Below are 21,547 nucleotides of genomic sequence, written 5' to 3' on the forward strand. Positions count from 1 at the left end.
TTTTGCAGCGCTTTTTTTGTTGCCGTAGCAACCCGGAAGTGGCGATTTACGACTTGTGCTGATTTTGTGGGGATGCGTCATATTTTTGGGATGGTAAATTTGATATCCCATTATCTTTATCTATTTTTAATGATGATTACTGTTATTTTCTGTTGTAAAACGGACCTGTTCAATAAGGTGTCATCATGCTAAATAAACACGAGAATATCCTGCAGATCACCCATCTTAGCCGGGAGGGGATTGCTCAACTGGCTCCTTCATTCAACACACTTCCCCACACCCAGCATGCGGATGGCAAGTACCGTCTGCGGCGTTATTCCGTCGTGCGTTTTCAGGGTGGAAAGGTGGTAGAGACGGGCAAACATGAGTTTGTACAATCTGAGGATATCAACCATTTTCAGGGCAATATTGTTCGCCAATTCGAACCGCTCTTGAGCACGACCTGGCAAAATGAGGGGATGCGTGAAATGTGCGGGGTCTTTGTTGATAGCAATGATCTACCGGACAACCAGGAGATAGAGATCCACCAGATCCGCATTACCACCACCTATGATGAAACTCAGGTAGCGCCGGAAGGCATCCATCGCGATGGTTTTGATCATATCGCGATAGTCGGTATCGACAGGCATAACATTGTAGGGGGGGATATCCTGCTCTATAACAGTAATCGCGAAGAGCCATTTTTCCGTAAGGTGTTAGAAAATGGCGAAATTGCCATGATTGCTGATAGTAAGCTATGGCATAACGCCTGCCCAATCCGTGCTGTCGTGACCGATAAAGAAGGGCATATGGATGTTTTTGTTCTGACGGCGAGGGTGGTATGACATTTACGCCTGAACAAAGCCGGGCGCAATTCAGTGCCCTGGCTCAGCTCTATCAAGGAAAAAGCGTGGTGTTCTTTGATGGCCCCGGTGGCTCACAGGTTCCGCGCACGGTGTTAGACAAGATGGTCGATTATTTGGGCCAGCATAATGCCAACCTGGGGGGACACTATTTTTCCAGCAAAGCCACTGAGCAAGTGATGCTACAAGCCAGAGAGTCCGTTCGGGCGTTCTTGAATGCCAGCTCGGCCGACAATATTGTCTTTGGCGCCAACATGACCTCACTGACTTTTCAACTGAGCCGCGCTATCAGCCGGGATTGGCAAGCGGGGGACGAGGTGATCGTCACCGCTCTGGATCACTATGCGAACGTTTCGAGTTGGCAACAGGCCGCTGATGATAAACAGGTTGTTGTCCATCAGGTGCCTGTTAATGCGCAGGATTGTACATTAGACGTCGATAAACTTTGTGCGCTCATTAACGCCAAAACTCGGTTGGTGGCTGTCACCTATGCGTCAAATACCACAGGCTCGATCGTGGATATAAAGCGTATCGTCGACGCGGCACACCAGGTTGGCGCTTTGGTGTATGTAGATGCTGTGCACTATGCCCCACACCGCCTTATTGATGTTCAGGCGTTGGGTTGCGACATACTCCTGTGTTCCGCGTATAAATTTTTTGGCCCACACGTCGGGATTGCCTATCTGGCCGCGCCGTGGTTGCAAACGTTACGTCCTTACAAGGTCGAGCCGGCCACCGATCTTGGCCCTGGACGTTTTGAGACGGGGACTCAGAGTTTTGAGGGGCTCGCGGGGGTGACTGCTGCGATTGAATACCTGGCTCAGTGGGGAGAACCCGGTGCGCCATTGCGGCAGCGCTTGCAAGACAGCTTTAGCCAACTCAGCCAGCATGAAGAAGCGCTCAGCGCTTATTTCCTGGATAAGCTACGGCAAGTCAAAGGTGCGCGTTTGTACGGTATCGATCGGCCAGATGCCAACTGCCGGACCCCGACTTTCGCCGTGACGTTTGCGCACGTGCTGCCTGAATTGGTTGCTAGAGCGCTGGGCGAGCACAATATTTGTGTCGGGAACGGGCATTTTTATGCGTTGGGGCTGATCCGCCAACTGGGTCTGGAGCAACGTGGCGGTGTCGTGCGGATCGGATTGATGCATTACAACACCCGCCAGGAAATTGACCGCTTGTTTGAGATTATCAATACGTTGAGTCAATCATTGCCATAAGCCGGTGATGCCATATTGCCCCCATATCCTGATAATCAGGTGATGGGGGCATCGTGGGCCAGCAAGTTTTTATGTCAGTAATGGCGGCACGATGACTGGTATATACTCGTTGTATGAAACGCAACAACGAGAAGCGCATGATACTGATTATTTACGCTCATCCCTATCCCCGGCATTCTCATGCCAATCAACGGTTACTACAGGCGGTAAAAGACATTCCCGGCGTGGAGGTCCGTGAGCTATACGAACTGTATCCGGATTTTAATATCGATATCGATGCCGAGCAGCGGGCGCTGGAACGGGCCGATATGGTGGTTTTACAGCATCCGATGCAGTGGTACAGCCTGCCGCCGCTGCTGAAACTGTGGATCGACAAAGTGCTGGAGCATGGCTGGGCCTATGGCCACGAGGGTAACGCACTGGTAGGAAAAGACTGCCTGTGGGCGGTCACCAGCGGCGGAGATGAGCAGCATTTCGCGTTGGGCGATTACCCCAACTTTGCCGCGCTGGGCCAGCCGCTACAGGCCACGGCGATTTACTGCGGCATGAAGTGGCAGCCATATTTTGCCGTGCACAACACCTTCACCTGCAACGAACCGGCCTTGATCGCTGCCGGGGAAGCCTATCGCCAGCGGCTGGTGCAGTATCTGATGGAACACAGCGAGCAAGCAGTAGAGCAGGAGTCCGTGCATGGATAATCACTCGATGATGATTGAAGGGCTGATCTACCTGGGATCGGCCGGGCTGTTGGTGCCGATTGCCGTACGCCTGGGGTTGGGATCGGTACTCGGTTATCTGATTGCGGGCTGTGTCATTGGCCCCTGGGGACTGAAACTGGTTTCGGATCCTGAATCGATACTGACCTTTGCCGAAATCGGCGTGGTATTGATGCTGTTTATCATCGGGCTGGAACTGGATCCCCGGCGGTTGTGGACGCTGCGGGCAGCGGTATTTGGCGGTGGGAGCATCCAGATGGTGGGAGGCGGCCTGGTGCTGAGCGCCTTCTGCTATTTCCTCGGCCTGAATTGGCAGGTCGCCTTGCTGATTGGCTTGACGTTGGCACTTTCCTCGACCGCAATAGCCATGCAGGCGATGAGTGAGCGTAACCTGATGCCTTCGCCGATTGGTCGCAGCTCGTTTGCGGTGCTGTTGTTCCAGGATATTGCCGCTATTCCCTTGGTCGCGATGATCCCACTGTTAGCCAGCAGCGGCGCAGCTACCACGCTGGGTGCCTTTGTATTTTCTGCCGCCAAGGTGGTAGGAGCGCTGGCTGTCGTGGTGCTTTTGGGGCGCTATGTAACCCGGCCCTTGCTGCACTTTGTGGCGCGTTCCGGTATGCGTGAAGTCTTCAGCGCCGTGGCGCTGTTCCTGGTGTTTGGTTTTGGCATTCTGTTGGAAATGGCCGGGTTGTCGATGGCGATGGGAGCCTTTCTAGCTGGCGTGTTGCTGGCCAGTTCCGAATACCGCCATGCATTGGAAAGTGATATTCAGCCATTTAAAGGTCTGCTGCTGGGGTTGTTCTTTATCGGCGTGGGGATGTCGATCGACTTTGGCACCCTGTTCCATCACCCGCTGCTGATTGCTTCGCTGCTGCTGGGCTTTATGCTGCTGAAGGCGGCGCTGTTGTGGTTGGTTGCGCCAATTCTTGGGGTACCCAAGCGCCAGCGCGGGCTGTTCGCCATTTTGCTGGGGCAGGGCAGTGAGTTTGCCTTTGTGATCTTTGGTGCGGCGCAGATGGCCGGAGTGTTACCGCTGGAGTGGGCTAAATCGCTGACGTTGGCCGTTGCACTTTCGATGGCCGCCACGCCGCTGCTGCTGGTGGTTGCCGCTCGCCTGGCCAAGAATGCCCCGCAAGACGAACGCCCGGCAGACGTGATCGACGAAGAAAATGCCAGCGTGATCATCGCCGGTTTTGGCCGTTTTGGCCAGATCGCTGGCCGTATGCTGCTGGCTAACGGCGTGCATACCGTAGTACTGGATCACGATCCAGACCATATCGAAACGCTACGCAAATTTGGCACCAAGGTGTTTTATGGCGATGCGACGCGGGCCGATCTGTTGGAAGCGGCAGGAGCGGAACATGCCAAAATCCTGATTAACGCCATCGATGATGTGGAGGCCAACCTGCAACTGACGGCGCTGGTCAAACGCCATTTCCCACACCTGAAAGTGGTGGCGCGCGCCCGCGATGTGGATCACTGGTATCAACTGCGTCAGTTGGGGGTGGAAAAACCTGCGCGGGAAACCTTTGAAAGCTCGTTACTGATCGGCAGAGAAACTCTCGAGCTGCTGGGGCTGGACGCCTACGAAGCCCGTGAGAAGGCGGATACCTTCCGGCGTTATAACCTGAAGATGCTGGAGGATACGCTGGAGAACTACGAAGATACCGAGTTCCGTGTCGCCAGCCTGCAACGGGCTAAAGAAATGTTGTCGTCGGCCATCGAGCAAGATCAGAAGCGCCTATCTCACGTGCAGCAAAACGGCTGGCGCGGCAGTATTGATGGCAAAGCGCCGGAGGAAGAGGTGGTGGAAGCGAAAGGGTAATTGACTGGCGAGGGGTTGCCCCTCGCCGGTTTTCAGCTCAGCGCGACCTTGATGCCCAAGGCGATTAACATCCCACCCAGCAGTTTATCGACCACCTTCTGAGTTTTCTCCAGCCCACGACGCACTGGCCCGCTTTGGATCAAAAACACCAGCACCGGCCACCAAATGGCGGAAAGGCCGAAAATAATCCCGGCGTACCACAGCTTTTCACCCAGGCCGGAATTGATTTGCAATACCTGGGTAAACACCGCCAGGAAGAACAGCGTGGCTTTCGGGTTGAGTAGATTACACAGGTAACCTTGCACAAAGGCGCTTTTGAGGCTGACCTGCTGTTGAGGCAGGCTGCTGACGTTCATCTTGCTGCCCCCGCGTGACAACAGGGCTTGAATGCCGACCCAAATCAGGTACACCGCACCGGCGTATTTCAGTACGTTGAACAACCACGGCGTGGTGGTGATCACCACCGCCAGGCCCGCGACACAGTAAGACATATGAGTTGCCACGCCGCAGATCACGCCGAACGCGGTCATCATTGCTGCCAGGCGCGGATAGCGCGCCGCGTTTTTAATCACCAGAAAAAAGTCTGGCCCGGGGGAAAGCATGCCGAGCGTGGCAATACCGGCGACAAACAATGAGGTTTCAAGCATGGGCCAGTTCTCTGATAAAAAGACCGAATTATGCTGATAATAACGCCACTCCACCTGATGCGCATCAACCTATTGAGGTAACCTCTGGTTATATGATGAACATTCATTCAGGGAGAGACTTTGGACAATATGAAGCAGGAATTGACCGCAGAGATACCCGGAGTAAATCAGCAACAGCGTGAAATCACCCGTCTGTGTATCCAATGTGCACTGATGCTATTGCAGCACGGGGCGGAAAGCATGGTGGTGGAACAACTCTCGACCCGGCTGGGCCTGGCGCTCGGCATGGATAGCGTAGAAAGCTCCATCTCGGCCAACGCCGTGGTGCTCACCACCATCAGCAATGATGCCTGTCTGACCACCACGCGCAAAAACGTCGATCGCGGGATCAACATGCAAGTGGTGACCGAGGTGCAGCACATTGTGATCCTGGCTGAACACCATTTGGCCGACGCACATGACGTTGCCCGGCGTTTTGAAAAGATCCGCCCGCTGCGCTATCCGCGGTGGCTGGTGGTGCTGATGGTGGGGTTGTCCTGTGGCTGTTTCAGCATGCTCAACGGCGGCGGACCAGATGCCTTTGCGGTCACCTTTATGGCCAGCGGCCTGGCGATGTTTGTGCGCCAGATATTGACCGCCTACCATATGAACCCACTGATCAACTTTTCCCTGACGGCCTTTGTCGCCACGTCGGTCTCCGGCCTGCTGTTACGGTTGCCGTTTTTCCAGCAAACGTCCAGCGTGGCGATGGCGGCCAGCGTGCTGTTGCTGGTGCCTGGTTTCCCGCTGATCAACGCGGTGGCCGATATGTTTAAAGGCCACGTGAATACTGGCTTGGCCCGTTGGGCAATGGCCAGTTTGCTGACGCTGGCGACCTGTATCGGCGTGGTGATGGCGATGTCGCTGTGGGATTTACGGGGGTGGTCATGAGCCTGCTTTGGGCGCTGTTACAGGACATGCTGCTGGCGGCGGTACCCGCGCTTGGTTTTGCTATGGTGTTTAACGTGCCGATGCGAGCGCTGCGCTATTGTGCTTTACTCGGGGCGCTGGGGCGCGGCTCACGGTTGTTGCTGATGCATTTTGGCATGAATATCGAGTGGGGTTCGTTTCTGGCTGCGATCCTGATCGGCATCATTGGCATTTACTGGTCACGTTGGCTGCTGGCACACCCTAAGGTATTTACCGTTGCCGCAGTGATCCCGATGTTCCCAGGCATTTCAGCCTATACCGCGATGATCAGCGTGGTGGAGATTTCGCACCTGGGCTATAGCGAAGCCCTGATGTCGTTGATGATCTCCAACTTTCTCAAGGCCAGTTTTATCGTGGGAGCCTTGTCGATTGGCCTGTCAGTACCGGGCCTGTGGCTGTATCGCAAACGTCCCGGCGTTTAAGGCTTTTGGCTAAGGATCTGGGATTATTACAGTTTATATTCAGAGCCGTCCGATATATTGATATCGCTCGATTCGTCTATCGACGGTTGCCGGGGCTTTACGTATAGTGTGAACAATTTTGCTGTATACAGGGTTACACAATGATTATCAGCCTGATTGCTGCTTTGGCGGCGGATCGCGTTATTGGTATGGAAAATGCCATGCCGTGGCACCTGCCAGAGGATTTGGCGTGGTTTAAACGTAACACGTTAAATAAACCGGTGATTATGGGCCGTAAGACCTTTGAGTCGATTGGCCGCCCCTTGCCGGGCCGCCATAATATCGTGTTAAGCAGCCTGCCGGGTAAAGAACCTGGCGTGACCTGGGTGACTTCGCTGGAGGAGGCCTTGGCTGCGGCTGGCGAGGTGGAAGAAGTGATGGTGATGGGCGGTGGCAGCATTTATAGCCAGTTCCTGCCACGGGCTTCCCGGATGTATCTGACCCATATCGATGCTGAAGTGGGCGGAGATACCTACTTCCCGGATTACGAGCCAGACGAATGGGAAACCTCTTTCAGCGCCTTCCACGATGCGGACGCGCTGAACTCGCACGGCTACTGTTTTGAGATTTTGGAACGTCGCTAAGGCGGGCTAGTTATCAAATGGGTACCCTTGGGTGCCCATTGTCGTTTTAAGAGGCGGCCAACGTATCCGCGCCGTCTATCGCATCACGGCGGTTGCTTGGCTGGGTAAAGTAGCGCCTGTCTTCCCAACGTAGCAGGGTCAAATCCCCGCCCCAACAGCAGCCGGTATCCAGACCGATGATCCCTTCCGGCGTGCCTCTGCCTTCCAGTGATGCCCAGTGGCCGAAGATGATGCTGTACTCGGGATCGACCAGGCGCGGCAGATCAAACCAGGGTTTCAGCGGAGCGGGAGCGGTGCCCGGCGCATCTTTGCAGATCATGTCCAACTGGCCGTTAGGGAAGCAATAGCGCATGCGGGTCAACGCATTGGTGCTAAAGCGCAGGCGTGCCAGCCCACTCAGTTCCGGGCTCCAGTTGTTGGGCATATCGCCGTACATCGCATCCAGGAACAAAGGATAGCTGTCGCTGCTGAGCACTGCTTCCACTTCACGGGCACACATTTGTGCGGTCTCGATATCCCACTGTGGGGTAATGCCGGCGTGGCCCATGATCAGTTTGCGTTCATCATCCACTTGCAGCACCGGTTGGCGACGCAGCCAGTTGATCAACTCGTCAGCATCAGGCGCTTCCAGTAAAGGGGTAATGCGATCTTTGGGTTTGTTACGGCTGATCCCGGCGTACACCGCCAGCAGGTGCAGGTCGTGGTTACCAAGAACCATGCGCAATGCCGGGCCGAGAGAGCGGAGGTAGCGCAGCACTTCGAGCGAGCCGGGGCCACGGGCGACCAGATCGCCAGTCAGCCACAGTTGGTCTTGCAGGGGATCGAAATTAACCTGAGCTAATAGCGACTGAAGTTCATCGAAACAGCCATGAACGTCGCCGATAAGATATGTCGACATATTAGTGGATCAGCGTAGGGATGGCTAAACGGAACACCGGAATAGCGGTACGGAACGGCTGACCCTGTTGATCAACCATTTCATAATGGCCTTCCATGGTGCCCAGCGGCGTTTCGAGTATCGCACCACTGGTGTATTGGAACTCGCTGCCGGGCCGGATAATGGGCTGTTCACCGATCACTCCCTCGCCCTGAACCTCGGTTTGGCGACCGTTGCTGTTGGTGATCAGCCAGTAACGGCCCAGCAGTTGCACGTCAAAGCGCCCCAGATTACGGATGGTAACGGTATACGCGAAGACGTAACGTTCTTCCTCAGGTATCGATTGTGATTCCACATACACACTCTGTACCTGCACACATACACGGGGCGAATCAATCATGACAACTGCTCCTTTATTGCTGTTGCGCCTGCTGTTGTGAAAGCCAGTTTGCCAGCTTACAGTACTGCGCCACAGAAATATTCTCTGCTCTGAGCGTCGGATCGACGCCGAGTTCCGTCAACTGTTCCGGGGTGAAAAGATCGCCCAGGCTGTTGCGGATGGTTTTTCTGCGTTGGTTAAACGCCTGTGTGGTCACGCGGCTGAGCATACGTACATCGCCGACAATATTTGGCATCACCGTATGCGGTACCAGACGAACCACAGCAGAATCGACTTTAGGCGGCGGTGCGAACGAAGTCGGCGGCACTTCCAACACGGGAATAACGTTGCAGTAATACTGTGCCATCACGGTCAAGCGTCCGTATGCCTTGCTGTTCGGGCCGGCAACCAGACGGTTGACCACCTCTTTTTGCAGCATAAAGTGCATGTCGCGGATAGCTGAAGTATAGCTGAAAAGGTGGAACATCAGCGGCGTCGAGATGTTATACGGCAGGTTGCCGAACACGCGCAATGATTGGCCTTCCTCTGCTGCCAGCTCGGCGAAGTTTACCGTCATGGCATCTTGCTGATGAATGGTCAGCTTGTCTTTCAGCTGCGGGTGATTGGCCAGGCGGGCCGCCAGATCGCGGTCAAGTTCAATCACCGTCATGCGATCCATACGCGCGCCAACCGGCTCGGTCAAGGCTCCCAGGCCAGGGCCGATTTCGATCACTGCTTCGCCCGGCAGTGGGTGAATGGCCGAGACAATGCTATCGATGACAAACTGATCGGTTAAAAAGTTCTGTCCAAAACGTTTGCGGGCAAAGTGCCCTTGGTGGACTCTATTATTCATTGCTGTTAATTATCATTTTAATGGCGAGATTCAAGGCCGTTTTGAAGCTGCCTGCATCGGCAGTGCCGCTGCCAGCCAGTTCCAACGCGGTACCATGGTCGACCGAGGTACGGATAAAAGGCAAACCGAGGGTGATATTCACCGCTCGACCAAACCCCTGGTATTTAAGTACGGGCAAGCCCTGATCGTGATACATCGCCAGCACCGCATCTGCATGTTGCAGATATTTGGGTTGGAACAGCGTATCTGCCGGGAGCGGGCCAATCAGCTGGATACCGCGGCTACGCAGCACGTCCAAAGCCGGAATAATCACATCCAGCTCTTCACGTCCCATATGGCCGCCTTCTCCCGCGTGCGGGTTTAGCCCACAGACGTAAATCTGCGGCTGCGGGATGCCAAACTGGTTTTTCAGATCCCGATCGAGAATGGTGATCACTTCGAACAGGCTCTGTTGGGTGATGGCGCCCGGGACGGCCAGTAACGGCAGATGAGTCGTTGCCAGAGCGACGCGTAGCTCCTCGGTAGCCAGCATCATCACCACGCGTTCACAATGGCTGCGATCAGCAAAGAACTCGGTGTGGCCGGTAAAGGCGACGCCAGCGTCGTTGATGATGCTTTTGTTGACCGGGCCAGTGACCAGCGCGGCGAACTCACCGTTTAGGCAACCGTCACAGGCACGTGCCAGAGTCTCTACCACATAGGCACTGTTAGCGACGTTAAGTTCACCCGGGACCACGGCCGCCGGGGCTGCAACGGGCAATACGGTTAATGTCCCAGCACGCTGTGGCTGTGCAGGCTGGCCTGGTTGGTAGTCGCGCAGCGTGAGCGGTAACGCCAACTGGCGGGCGCGATCAAGCAACAAGGCCGGATCGGCGCATACCACCAGCTCAACAGGCCAATCCTGTTGTGCCAGTACGGTGACCAAATCCGGCCCAACCCCGGCAGGCTCGCCGGGGGTGATGACGATACGGTTATTGCGGTGCATTGCTTCCATCGAGGATCTTCACGTAAGCAGCGGCACGTTGTTCCTGCATCCAGGTTTGCGCTTCTTCGGCAAACTTGCGGTTAAACAGCATGCGGTAGGCACGATCTTTCTGCGCCGCATCGGTTTTATCCACCTGGCGGGTATCCAGCAACTGGATCAGGTGCCAGCCAAAGGAAGAGTGTACCGGCTCGCTGATCTGGCCTTTTTGCAGCTTCAACAGCGCATCGCGGAAGGCAGGATCGTACATGTCTGGCGAAGCCCAACCCAGATCGCCACCCTGCAGAGCAGAGCCTGGATCTTGTGACAGCTGTTTGGCCTCGTCTTCAAACTTCGCTTTGCCGCTCTTGACTGCAGCAGCCACTTCTTGCAGCTTGGCGCGTGCCTGATCGTCGGTCATCACTACTGAAGGTTTCAGCAGGATATGACGGGCATGTACCTCGGTCACGGAGATCGACTGGGTGCCGCCACGGATATCGTTGACCTTCAGGATATGGAAGCCGACGCCGGAACGGATCGGGCCAACCACATCGCCTTTTTTAGCGCTGGACAGACGTTCTGCGAACAGCGTTGGCATTTCCTGCAGTTTACCCCAACCCATCTGGCCGCCTTTCAGCGCCTGTGAGTCGGCGGAGTAGGTGATCGCCAGCTTGCCGAAATCGGCACCGCCGGTCGCTTCACCCACCAGGCGTTTCGCCAGCGCTTCGGCTTCATCAACCTGCTTCTGCGATGGGTTTTCTGGCAGTGGGATCAGGATGTGGCTGATGTTGATATCGGTTTCACCGCCGTTCTGTGCGCCGACCTGTTTGGCTAACGCGTCAACTTCCTGTGGCAGGATGGTGACACGGCGACGCACTTCGTTGTTACGCACTTCTGAGGTCAGCATTTCCTTGCGGATCTGCGTACGGTAAGTGTTGTAGTTCAGACCTTCATAGGCCAAGCGGCTACGCAGCTGATCCAGGCTCATCTTGTTCTGGGCGGCGATATTGCCGATTGCCTTGTCCAGATCGGCATCGCTGACGGTGATCCCCATTTTTTGCGCCATCTGCAGCAGGATGTTATCCATAATCAGACGTTCAATAATCTGGTGACGCAACGTATTGTCGTCTGGCAATTGTTGGCCAGCCTGCTGTGCGTTGAGTTTCACCGATTGCATCAGGCCGTTCACGTCGCTCTCGAGTACTACGCCGTTATCGACGACGGCGGCGACTTTATCCATTTGTTGCGGTGCTGCGAACGCGGTATTGGCACAAACCACCAATCCGAGAAGAAGCGTTCTCCAGTTCTTCATACATTTCCCGTTATCTGTTTCCGCAAATGCGGGTGAAAGTTGTTTTTTTTCAATTCGTTAATCAATATCAGAATGCGCGTTGGTAAGGCAGAATACCCGAACGCAGCATTTCATTGGTACCCAGGCTGTGATCGCTGCTCAAGCCACGCAGTTCGACGTTGAATGAAACTTTGTTATCGTACTTGCTGACCTGATTGCCGTAGTCCCAATCGGTGATCTTGCGCTCATAACCCACATTAACCGCCCAGCAGCAGGTGTTATAACGCAGGCCGACCAACTGGTTAGCGGTTTGTTTCGCACGAGTATCGTAGTAATACGCCCCGACCACTGCCCAACGATCGGCAATTGGCCAACTGGCCACCAGACCGACCTGTGAAATGCCGTCCTGATAGCCTGGGTTACTGATATCCGGCAGGGTTGCCGAAATATACTCTGGGCTGGCATAACGGTAGTTCAACTGCACCATGCGGTTCTGATCCTGACGATATTCCACTACCGCATCACCTAACGCGACGCTGTCAAGACGGGTGTCGTACTGAACACCACCACGCAGGCCCCAGCGATCATCAATCTTCCAATAGGTGTCACCGGCCCAGACTACGCTGCCGGTATCATCGCTATTATCAAAGTTGCTACTTTGATCCCCGGTCCGCGAGCGGCTGAGGTAGTAGATTTGACCTACGGACACGTTAAAACGTTCAACCAGCGCGTCATCATAAATACGCGAAGTCACACCAGCTGCCACACGGTTCTGCGAGGCGACGCGATCCAGGCCGCTGTAAGAGCGGTCGCGGAACAGGCCCGAGTAGTCGGTTTGCAGCAGGGTTGAGTCATAAGTATAGATATTGCTTTGATCGCGATAAGGCACGTACAGGTACTGCATACGTGGCTCAATGGTTTGAGTATAACCTTCTGACCAATCCATTGGGCGATCGAATACCACTTTGCCGTCGGTCTTGAACTGCGGCAGTACGCGGTTGACCGAATCTTCCAGATCGGGAACCGGGCTCCCCGGGTTGCGGCTGGCATAGTCGGCGGCAAAACCGTTCGGGATGGTTTGCTGGAAATGCGTTGCCATCAGTTTAGCTTCGGTATTCAGGCTGCCCCAACTGTTGACAAGCGGTAGATTGATCGCCGGTTCAATGTGCCAACGGGTGGCTTCCGGATTATTCGGGTTGACGCTGGTAAAGTTGGCAACCTGGGCGTAGGTGTGGAAGTCAAACGGACCGATATCCGATTTATAGTAGTTGAGATCCAACTGCGGCTGCGCACGGTAGGCGTTTTGGTTGCCCGCCCCGCTGAAGATCTGGAACTGCTTGGAGGCCAGCGTGGCATCCCAGTTCTCATCGGCATAACCGACGCTGAATTTCTGCGTCGCGTAGCCATCGGTGGTGGAACCGTATTTGGAATCCAGATCGGTGAAGTAATAAGGATCGCTGACCTTGGTGTAATCGACGTTGAAACGCCACACCTGATTCATTACGCCGTTATGGCCCCAGTAGAACAGCCAACGCTTGCTGTCGTCGACATCCCCATGATCTTTTTCGTACTGCCTGTCGCTTGGCAGCCAGTCGAAGGCCATGGTGCCCAGACCCGGTTGCAATAGATAACGGAATTCGTTCTGCCACTGCAGGCCACGATTCGTCATGTAGTGCGGGGTGATGGTGGCATCAAAGTTTGGCGCAATGTTCCAGTAATACGGCAGCATGAACTCGAAGCCGTTATTACTGCCATATTTGGCATTGGGGATCAGGAAGCCGGAGCGGCGCTTATTGCCCACTGGCAGCTGCAAATAGGGGCTGTAGAACACCGGCACCTTGCCAATCTTGAAGCGGGCGTTCCACACTTCGGCCACTTCTTCTTCGCGATCGTGGATCACTTCGGAGCCCACTACGCTCCAGCTATCATCGCCAGGCAGGCAGGAGGTGAAGGTGCCGTTTTCCAAGATGGTGTAGCGGTTTTGACCGCGCATCTTCATCTTGTCAGCGTCACCGCGCCCTTGACGGCCCACCATCTGATAGTCGCCCTGATAGACGTCGGTATCTTTGGTGTTCAGGTTTGACCAGGCTTTAGGGCCTTTCAGTTTGATCTGATTATCCGCGTAGTTTACGTCACCGGTGGCGGTAACGGTGCGGATGGGATCGGGCTGCCCGTCTTTTTGCGTCTGGTTCAGCTCAACCTGTTTCGCCGTCAGGGTGCTGTTACCCTGTTCGATGTTGACGTTGCCAGTGAACAGCGCGCTGTTCGGATAGTTGGCTTGCGAATCATCGGAAATGATGGTGACCGGCAGGCTGTTGGGGTCGCCGGTTATCACAGGTTTATCGTAAACAGGCACGCCGAGCATACATTGCTCGGCCAGATCTGCCAGCGCGTGCTGACTATAAATTGCCGTCCAAATCAACGTGGCCAGCAGTGTTGGGAAACTTTTTTTCATACGCGGTTTTTGGTGTTCCGTCATCAGAGGCGTCATGTCCGGCAAACGGTCAGAGACTATATCACTCATCAGCGTTGCGCTAGTGTTAAATCCTGCCGTTCGATTGCGTCGTCGTTAGGCGCAGACGTAAATGACAGGTATGATAATCGAATTCTTGGAAAAAATCGCCTTAACCCTTGCGCGTACCGATAGGGATACACGGCTTATTACGGTTTGATAGTTGGGGAGTATATGCAGTATTGGGGAAAACTGCTCGGAGTGATTGTCGCTATTTGGGCTGGCGGCGGATTCTGGGGTGTCGTGCTGGGGCTGATTGTTGGCCATATGATTGATACCGCACGTAATAACAAGCGCAGCCGAGGGTTCTTTACCGATCAGCAAACGCGGCAGACGTTATTTTTTCGCACCACCTTTCAGGTTATGGGGCATCTGACCAAATCGAAAGGGCGAGTGACCGAAGCCGATATTCAGATAGCCAGCCTGTTTATGGACCGCTTACAACTGCATGGCGAGGCCCGTACCGCAGCACAGCAGGCGTTCCGCGAAGGCAAGCACAGTCAGTTCCCGCTGCGTGAAACCTTGCAGCAGTTACGCAGCATTTGCTTTGGTCGCTTTGACCTGATTCGGATGTTTCTGGAAATTCAGATCCAGGCGGCGTTTGCCGATGGCTCGCTGCACCCGAACGAACGACAGGTGCTGTATGTGATTGCCGAAGAGCTGGGAATTTCCCGCGCTCAGTTCGATCAGTTCCTCAGCATGATCGAGGGCGGGCGGCAGTTTGGTGGCGGCAGTTGGCAGGGGCAGCAAGGGGGGTATTCCCAGGGCGGCTACCAGCAGGCGCAACGAGGCCCAACGCTGGAGGATGCCTGCAAGGTGCTGGGCGTTAACAGCAGCGACGATGCCACTACCATCAAGCGTGCCTACCGTAAGCTGATGGGCGAACATCACCCGGACAAGCTGGTTGCCAAGGGGTTACCGCCGGAAATGATGGAGATGGCGAAACAGAAAGCGCAGGAGATCCAGGCGGCTTACGACCTGATCAAACGCGAGAAGGGCTTCAAGTAGTTAAGGGCGCCGCGTGCGGCACCCCCTATAAACTCAGAAATCTGGCTCTACGCGAAAATGCATCGGGGTCTGAAACGCGGGATGGGTGATACGCAACTCTTGTGCGTGCAACTGCAGGCGCGGTGCCATCACCTTGGCCTCTGGCGGGGCGTAGAAGCCATCGCCGAGAATAGGGTGTCCCAATGCCAGCATATGTACACGCAATTGGTGTGAGCGCCCGGTGATGGGCAGCAGCTTGACCCGCGTGCTGCCATCCGCATCCCGGGAAAGCACCACATATTCGGTCTGCGCGGCCTTGCCGGTTTCGAAACAGACTTTCTGCAATGGCCGGTTCGGCCAGTCGCAAATCAGCGGTAAATCCACCACCCCTTCATCCTGTGCCATATGCCCCCACACGCGGGCGATGTAGCATTTTTTCGGCTCGCGCTCGCGGAACTGGCGTTTTAGCTCACGCTCGGCGGCCTTGTTCAATGCCACAATGATCACCCCGCTGGTAGCCATATCCAGGCGATGTACGGACTCTGCCGCCGGAAAGTCTGCCTGGATGCGCGTCATCAGGCTGTCCTTGTTCTCGGGGGCACGGCCAGGCACGGAAAGCAGCCCGCTAGGTTTGTTGACCACGATGATGTGCTCATCCTGATACAGCACGTGCAGCGGATCTTGCGGGGGATTGTAAGGTTCCATGTTAGCTCCGCTGAGAAGGGCAAACCGGGGAGCCTTGGCTCCCCGTTGTGTGGATCACTGGTGTGTCACTACTACCAGGCGAATAGCATCCAGCCGCCATCCTGCTTCGTTGAGGTTAATCAGCACCTGCTTACGGTTGAACTCCAGCGCTTCGACTTCGTCATCACGGATATTCGGGTTAACCGCTTTCAGGGCTTCCAGACGTGCCAGCTCGGTGCTCAGCTTGTCATCGGCCTCTTGCTTGGCCTGTTCGATCAGGGCGCGTGCCTGTTCTTCCACCAGGCTTTCTGCCTGTTGCAGCATCACGTGCACTTCTTGCTGCACCGCATTGACCAGCTTGCTGGACGTGTGGCGATTGACCGCGTTCAGTTGGCGGTTAAAGCTTTCAAACTCGACCTGTGCCGCCAGGTTGGTTCCTTTGCGATCCATCAACATGCGGATCGGCGTTGGCGGCAGGAAGCGGGTCAGTTGCAGGTGTTTAGGTGCTTGCGCCTCAACCACATACACCAGTTCGACCAGCAGGGTTCCCACCGGCAGTGCCTTGTTTTTCAACAGGGAAACCGCACAGCTCCCGGTGTCGCCGGAGAGGATCAGATCCAGCCCGTTGCGGATAATCGGGTGTTCCCAACTGACAAACTGGGCATCTTCACGCGACAGCGCCTGCTCGCGATCAAACGTCACGGTGCAGCCATCCTGCGGTAGCCCCGGGAAGTCCGGTACCAGCATATGGTCGGACGGGGTGAGGACGATCAGGTTGTCGCTGCGGTCTTCCTGGTTGATGCCGACGATATCGAACAGGTTGAGCGCAAAGCTCACCAGGTTAACGTCGTTGTCCTGCGCCGCAATGGCTTCCGCCAGCGCTTGCGCTTTGTCACCGCCGTTGGAGTGCATTTCCAGCAGACGGTCACGGCCCTGTTCCAACTGCGTTTTCAACTGTTTGTGCTGCTGGTTACAGGCATGAATAAACTCGTCCAGTCCTTCCTGCTCGGTAGGAGCGGCCAGATAGCCAATCAGCTGTTCGTAGCTGCTGTCGTAAATTGGTCTGCCGGTTGGGCAGGTATGTTCGAAGGCATCCAGCCCTTCATGGAACCAGCGGCCCAGCACGGCCTGAGCGGTGTTTTCCAGGTAAGGCACCATGATCTGGATGTCGTGCATCTGGCCAATACGATCCAGACGGCCAATGCGCTGTTCCAGCAGATCCGGGTTAAACGGCAGATCGAACATCACCATCTGGCTGGCAAACTGGAAGTTACGCCCTTCTGAACCGATTTCGGAGCACAGCAGCACCTGCGCACCTTCTTCCTGTGAAGCGAAGTAGGCGGCGGCGCGATCGCGTTCGATAATGCTCAGCCCTTCGTGGAATACGGCGGCTCGGATCGCTTCGCGTTCACGCAGCACCTGCTCCAGTTGCAGAGCGGTTGCGGCCTGGGCGCAAATCACCAGTACTTTCTCATGACGGTTGGCGACCAGATAATCCAGCAGCCACTCAACGCGCGGATCGAAGTTCCACCAGGTCGCATTCTCCCCTTCGAACTCCTGATAAATCTGTTCTGGGTACAACATGTCGCGGGCGCGGGCTTCGACGGTTTTCTTGGCGCTCATGATGCCGGACACTTTGATTGCCGTCTGATATTGCGTTGGCAACGGCAGTTTGATCTGGTGCAGGTGGCGGCGTGGGAAGCCTTTTACGCCGTTGCGGGTATTACGGAACAGCACGCGGCTGGTGCCGTGGCGATCCATCAGCATGGTGACCAGCTCCTGGCGCGCCTGCTCGCTGTTTTCGGTATCGCTGTTGGCCGCTTTCAGCAGGGGTTCAATGTCTTGCTCGTCGATCAGTTCACCCAGCAGGTTCAGTTTGTCATCCGCCAGGCGCTCGCCGCTCAGCAGCAGCGTCACCGCATCGGCTACCGGACGATATTTCTGCTGATCGGTGACAAACTCCTGGTAGTCATGGAAACGGCTGGGATCCAGCAGGCGCAAGCGGGCAAAGTGGCTCTGTTGGCCAAGTTGTTCCGGGGTTGCCGTCAGCAACAGTACGCCCGGGATGTGCTCCGCCAGCTGTTCAATCACCTGATATTCACGGCTCGGCGCTTCTTCGCTCCAGGCCAGGTGGTGAGCTTCGTCTACCACCAGCAGATCCCAGTGGGCATCAGCCAACTGCTCAAGGCGCTGCTTGTTGCGACGCACGAAATCCAGAGAGCAAATTACCAACTGTTCGGTTTCGAACGGGTTGCTGCTGTCGAGCATTGCTTCGGAGTAGCGGCTATCGTCAAACAGCGAGAAATAGAGGTTGAAGCGACGCATCATTTCAACCAGCCACTGGTGTTGCAGGGTTTCCGGCACCACGATCAGCACACGCTCGGCGCGGCCAGCCAGCAGTTGCTGATGAATAATCATCCCGGCTTCGATGGTTTTACCCAGGCCCACTTCATCGGCCAACAGAACGCGCGGCGCATGGCGCTGGCCGACTTCATAGGCGATATGCAATTGGTGCGGGATCAGGCTGGCACGCATACCACGCAGGCCAGCGAACGGCAGACGATATTGTTCGCTCTGGTATTTGCGGGCGCGGAAACGCAGCGCAAAGCGATCCATGCGGTCAATCTGACCAGCAAACAACCGGTCTTGCGGTTTACTGAAGGTCAGCTTGCTGTCCAGCAGCACTTCACGCATAGCGACGCCGCTTTCCTGGGTGTCCAGACGCGTGCCGATATAGGTCAACAGACCGCTATCCTCTTTGACTTCCTCCACCTGTAACTGCCAGCCTTCGTGGTTGCTGATGGTATCGCCCGGGTTGAACATCACGCGGGTGATTGGCGAGTCGTTTCTGGCATAGAGGCGGTTTTCACCGGTGGCGGGGAAAAGCAGGGTGACCATGCGCACGTCCAGCGCTACCACGGTTCCCAGTCCCAATTCGCTTTCCGTATCGCTGATCCAGCGTTGACCAAGTGTAAAAGGCATAGTTTGTCGGCTCGATTCTTATTAAGTAAGTCTTGCTACCCGGCAGATAAGCCCAGGTAACCTGTTTCAACTGCTTGCTATTCCCGGCATTTTGCCTGCCACCGCGTTGTTACCGCCTGGCGAGCTTTATTTTCATTTAGCGGATAATAGCTTGTTACGCCGTGCTGACGTCTGGTGACGGCATGGCGACAACGATGTTGTGAATAGTGGTTCAGAATTTGGGAAGGGCGCTATGGTAATGGAAGGCGGCGCATTCGTCACCTGTAAAACCCGATGATTTTTTCTTCCCAAATGCCGACTAACATCAGTAAAAAGAGAGGGTTTCCCCATGGGGGGGCATTACCCTCTGCTTTGACCGCTCAGAACAGGCCAATCTGCCTGGTTACCAACGCCGAAAAATCGTCGTACAGGAAGGGAAGTATAGCGTCTGCCACCGGTTGCAGCTGGCGTTCGAGATAATGATCGTAATCGATCGCGGATTGCCGGGTTTCCAGCGGCTCTGGCCCGGCTAGCGTCATTACATAGCTGATCCAGCCACCGTTCTGATATTGCAGTGGCCGCCCCTGTTGACGATTATAGTCATCGGCCAGCCGGGCTGCACGGGCGTGGGGGGGAACATTGCGTTGATAGTCGTCCAGCTTGCGACGTAGGCGTTTACGGTACACCAGCCGGTCGTCAAATTCGCCGCTCAGCGTTTTGGCCACGTAATCGCGCACAAAGTCCTGGTAGGGCTGGCGCTTGAAGATGCGTTGATAGAGTTGTTGCTGAAACTGCTGCGCTAACGGGGTCCAGTCGGTACGCACCGTTTCCAACCCTTTATATACCATCTCTTCACTGCCGTCCGGTTTGCTGATCAACCCGGCGTAGCGTTTTTTGCTGCCCTGTTCGGCACCGCGGATGGTGGGCATTAAAAAGCGGGAATAGTGGGTTTCAAACTCCAGCTCCAGCGCATTTTCCAGCCCATATTGCTGTTGCAGGTGCTGCTGCCACCATTGATTGACGTGATCGAGCAGTTCGCGGCCAATCTCGGCGGCCTGCTGTTCACTGTGGGCCTTTTTCAGCCAGACAAAGGTCGAGTCCGTATCGCCGTAGATCACCTGGTAACCTTTAGCTTCGATCAACTCCCGCGTCTGGCGCATGATCTCGTGGCCGCGCAGGGTGATCGACGAGGCCAGCCTGGGATCGAAGAAGCGACAGCCGCTCGATCCCAGCACGCCGTAGAACGCATTCATGATGATCTTGAGCGCCTGCGACAGCGGTTTATTGTTGTGGCGTTTGGCTGCTTCGCGCCCCTGCCAGATCTGGCGAACGATCTCTGGAAGGCAGTGTTTGCTGCGGGAGAAGCGAGCCTGGCGAAAACCTGGCACCGAGTTTTCATCATCCGGGTGCTGCATGCCTTCTACCAGCCCGACGGGATCGATCAGGAAGGTGCGGATGATCGACGGATACAGGCTTTTGTAATCCAGTACCAGCACCGAATCATACAGACCAGGCTGTGAATCCATCACAAAGCCGCCGGGGCTGTGCTCTTCCGGCAACTCCCCAAGGTTAGGGGCCACATAGCCCTGACGATGCATGCGCGGGATATAAAGATGGTTGAAGGCCGCCACTGAACCGCCGCTGCGATCGGCCGCCAAGCCGGTCACGGTGGCGCGTTCGAGCAGGAAGGTCAACAGTTCGGTTTTGGCGAAAATGCGCGTCACCAGCTCGCAGTCTTTTAGGTTATAGCGGGCCAGAGCGGGTTTATCTTCGGCAAAACGGCGGTCTATTTCTGCCATCCGCTGGTAAGGGTTGTCGAGCGATTTCCCTTCCCCAAGCAGCGCTTGCGCCACATATTCCAGGCTGAAGGACGGGAAGTTCCAGGTGGCCGATTTCAGCGCCTCGATACCGTCGATAATCAATCGCCCGGAGGCCGAGGCGAAGAAGTGGTTTTGCTTAAAGCCGTGCTCGCGCCATTCCAACAGGTTACCGCCACGGCCAAAACGCAGGGGGATCTGATAACGTTCGGCGTGTTTCTGCAGCACCCGCAAATCGAACTGCACCAGGTTCCAGCCGATGATGGCATCGGGATCGTGCTGCTCCAGCCATTGGTTAAGGCGTTCCAGCAATTGTGGGCGGCTGTTGCAGTACTCCAGATCGAAATCCAGCACTTTAGTGCCGCCGTTGGCCGGGCCGAGCATATACACTTGGCGCTGGCCGCAGCCTTCCAGCGCGATGGAGTAAAGCTCGCCATGGGCGGTGGTTTCGATATCCAGTGATACCAGCTTTAGAGTGGGGCGGTAGTCTGGGGCTGGCTTCATCTGGCCGTTGAGCCACAGGCCATGACCGTCGGGTTGGCCGTTGAACCACACCGGGGCGGTGATAAAGCGCTCCATCAGATAGCGTTCCGGCGGGCGGATATCGGCCTCAAACACGTTGACGCCGCCCTCTTTGAGCAGCTTTTCCAGCTTGATCAACTGACGATGCTGGCGGCAATAAAGGCCCATCACCGGACGGGAATGGAAATCCTGCAGCGGCAAGGGTTTCAGCTCGACATGACGCTCTTCACGCAGCAGCAACTCTGCCCGCTGACGCTGTTCGGCGGGAATGAATGCCACGGAGGTCTGTGGGGCCAGCCGTAGCCGCTGTGGCCCGCTATCGGTTGCCAGCCAGAACTCAACTTCGGTCCCGGCGGGTGTATCACGCCAATGGCGAGTGAGTAAGAAACCCTGCTGTAGAGATGTCACTAGTTCCTGAGCATCGATGATCTATAGA

The 21,547-nt window shown here is 55.7% G+C and carries 18 protein-coding genes; 8 read left to right on the top strand and 10 right to left on the bottom strand.

Annotated elements, in window-relative coordinates:
* The first annotated feature begins 185 nt into the window (after positions 1–185).
* The 4 genes from KAJ71_RS00920 to kefC all read left to right on the top strand — a co-directional run bounded on the left by KAJ71_RS00920 (position 186) and on the right by kefC (position 4,606).
* Entirely contained in the window at positions 186–824 is a 639-nt protein-coding gene (locus KAJ71_RS00920; RefSeq protein ID WP_248943965.1) for a 2OG-Fe dioxygenase family protein, read from the top strand.
* Positions 821–2,062 carry a cysteine desulfurase-like protein gene (locus KAJ71_RS00925; RefSeq protein ID WP_248943966.1) on the top strand — a complete coding sequence of 414 codons (1,242 nt, stop codon included), beginning with the start codon at positions 821–823 and terminating at the stop codon, positions 2,060–2,062. Before KAJ71_RS00920 ends, KAJ71_RS00925 begins: the two co-directional genes overlap by 4 nt.
* 137 nt (positions 2,063–2,199) lie before the next feature.
* Positions 2,200–2,760, top strand: a complete 561-nt coding sequence (kefF, locus tag KAJ71_RS00930) for a glutathione-regulated potassium-efflux system oxidoreductase KefF (RefSeq protein WP_248943967.1) — start codon at positions 2,200–2,202, stop codon at positions 2,758–2,760.
* Positions 2,753–4,606, top strand: coding sequence for a glutathione-regulated potassium-efflux system protein KefC (gene kefC / locus KAJ71_RS00935; protein WP_248943968.1), 1,854 nt, complete (start codon positions 2,753–2,755; stop codon positions 4,604–4,606). The genes kefF and kefC overlap by 8 nt, the downstream gene beginning before the upstream one ends.
* Before the next feature lie 32 nt (positions 4,607–4,638).
* On the opposite strand, the gene KAJ71_RS00940 is transcribed toward kefC, so the two are convergent.
* The gene (locus KAJ71_RS00940; RefSeq protein WP_248943969.1) at positions 4,639–5,253 is read right to left on the bottom strand and encodes a LysE family translocator; all 615 of its coding nucleotides are present in this window, start codon (positions 5,251–5,253) and stop codon (positions 4,639–4,641) included.
* A gap of 129 nt (positions 5,254–5,382) precedes the next feature.
* Here KAJ71_RS00940 and KAJ71_RS00945 point away from each other — a divergent pair, with 129 nt between their 5' ends.
* The 3 genes from KAJ71_RS00945 to folA all read left to right on the top strand — a co-directional run bounded on the left by KAJ71_RS00945 (position 5,383) and on the right by folA (position 7,267).
* The gene (locus tag KAJ71_RS00945) at positions 5,383–6,183 is read left to right on the top strand and encodes a threonine/serine exporter family protein (protein WP_248944151.1); all 801 of its coding nucleotides are present in this window, start codon (positions 5,383–5,385) and stop codon (positions 6,181–6,183) included.
* Positions 6,180–6,644: a threonine/serine exporter gene (locus tag KAJ71_RS00950; protein ID WP_248943970.1), complete on the top strand. Its 465-nt coding sequence runs from the start codon at positions 6,180–6,182 to the stop codon at positions 6,642–6,644. Before KAJ71_RS00945 ends, KAJ71_RS00950 begins: the two co-directional genes overlap by 4 nt.
* Positions 6,645–6,784: 140 nt before the next feature.
* Positions 6,785–7,267, top strand: coding sequence for a type 3 dihydrofolate reductase (folA, locus tag KAJ71_RS00955; RefSeq protein WP_248943971.1), 483 nt, complete (start codon positions 6,785–6,787; stop codon positions 7,265–7,267).
* A 46-nt stretch (positions 7,268–7,313) separates the two neighbouring features.
* Here folA and apaH read toward each other — a convergent pair whose 3' ends face one another.
* From apaH to lptD, 6 genes are all read right to left on the bottom strand, one after another.
* A complete protein-coding gene (gene apaH, locus KAJ71_RS00960) occupies positions 7,314–8,165 on the bottom strand; it encodes a bis(5'-nucleosyl)-tetraphosphatase (symmetrical) ApaH (protein WP_248943972.1) in 852 nt (283 codons plus the stop codon).
* A 1-nt stretch (position 8,166) separates the two neighbouring features.
* Positions 8,167–8,544 carry a Co2+/Mg2+ efflux facilitator ApaG/CorD gene (gene apaG, locus KAJ71_RS00965; RefSeq protein ID WP_039995481.1) on the bottom strand — a complete coding sequence of 126 codons (378 nt, stop codon included), beginning with the start codon at positions 8,542–8,544 and terminating at the stop codon, positions 8,167–8,169.
* Between the two features lie 13 nt (positions 8,545–8,557).
* Positions 8,558–9,376, bottom strand: coding sequence for a 16S rRNA (adenine(1518)-N(6)/adenine(1519)-N(6))-dimethyltransferase RsmA (rsmA, locus tag KAJ71_RS00970; protein ID WP_248943973.1), 819 nt, complete (start codon positions 9,374–9,376; stop codon positions 8,558–8,560).
* The gene (gene pdxA / locus KAJ71_RS00975; protein ID WP_248944152.1) at positions 9,369–10,361 is read right to left on the bottom strand and encodes a 4-hydroxythreonine-4-phosphate dehydrogenase PdxA; all 993 of its coding nucleotides are present in this window, start codon (positions 10,359–10,361) and stop codon (positions 9,369–9,371) included. The genes rsmA and pdxA overlap by 8 nt, the downstream gene beginning before the upstream one ends.
* Positions 10,348–11,649: a peptidylprolyl isomerase SurA gene (surA, locus tag KAJ71_RS00980; protein ID WP_248943974.1), complete on the bottom strand. Its 1,302-nt coding sequence runs from the start codon at positions 11,647–11,649 to the stop codon at positions 10,348–10,350. The genes pdxA and surA overlap by 14 nt, the downstream gene beginning before the upstream one ends.
* A 67-nt stretch (positions 11,650–11,716) precedes the next feature.
* A complete protein-coding gene (lptD, locus tag KAJ71_RS00985; RefSeq protein ID WP_248944153.1) occupies positions 11,717–14,083 on the bottom strand; it encodes an LPS assembly protein LptD in 2,367 nt (788 codons plus the stop codon).
* A 231-nt stretch (positions 14,084–14,314) separates the two neighbouring features.
* Here lptD and djlA point away from each other — a divergent pair, with 231 nt between their 5' ends.
* Complete coding sequence (gene djlA / locus KAJ71_RS00990; protein ID WP_021179279.1) at positions 14,315–15,148, top strand: co-chaperone DjlA; 834 nt, start codon at positions 14,315–14,317, stop codon at positions 15,146–15,148.
* A 33-nt stretch (positions 15,149–15,181) separates the two neighbouring features.
* On the opposite strand, the gene rluA is transcribed toward djlA, so the two are convergent.
* From rluA to KAJ71_RS01005, 3 genes are all read right to left on the bottom strand, one after another.
* The gene (gene rluA, locus KAJ71_RS00995) at positions 15,182–15,832 is read right to left on the bottom strand and encodes a bifunctional tRNA pseudouridine(32) synthase/23S rRNA pseudouridine(746) synthase RluA (RefSeq protein WP_248943975.1); all 651 of its coding nucleotides are present in this window, start codon (positions 15,830–15,832) and stop codon (positions 15,182–15,184) included.
* Between the two features lie 54 nt (positions 15,833–15,886).
* Complete coding sequence (gene rapA / locus KAJ71_RS01000; RefSeq protein WP_248943976.1) at positions 15,887–18,793, bottom strand: RNA polymerase-associated protein RapA; 2,907 nt, start codon at positions 18,791–18,793, stop codon at positions 15,887–15,889.
* Positions 18,794–19,152: 359 nt separating this feature from the next.
* Positions 19,153–21,519: a DNA polymerase II gene (locus KAJ71_RS01005; RefSeq protein ID WP_248943977.1), complete on the bottom strand. Its 2,367-nt coding sequence runs from the start codon at positions 21,517–21,519 to the stop codon at positions 19,153–19,155.
* Positions 21,520–21,547 lie beyond the last annotated feature (28 nt).

The organism is Serratia silvae (genome assembly GCF_023282985.1).
Lineage (GTDB): Bacteria > Pseudomonadota > Gammaproteobacteria > Enterobacterales > Enterobacteriaceae > Chania > Chania silvae.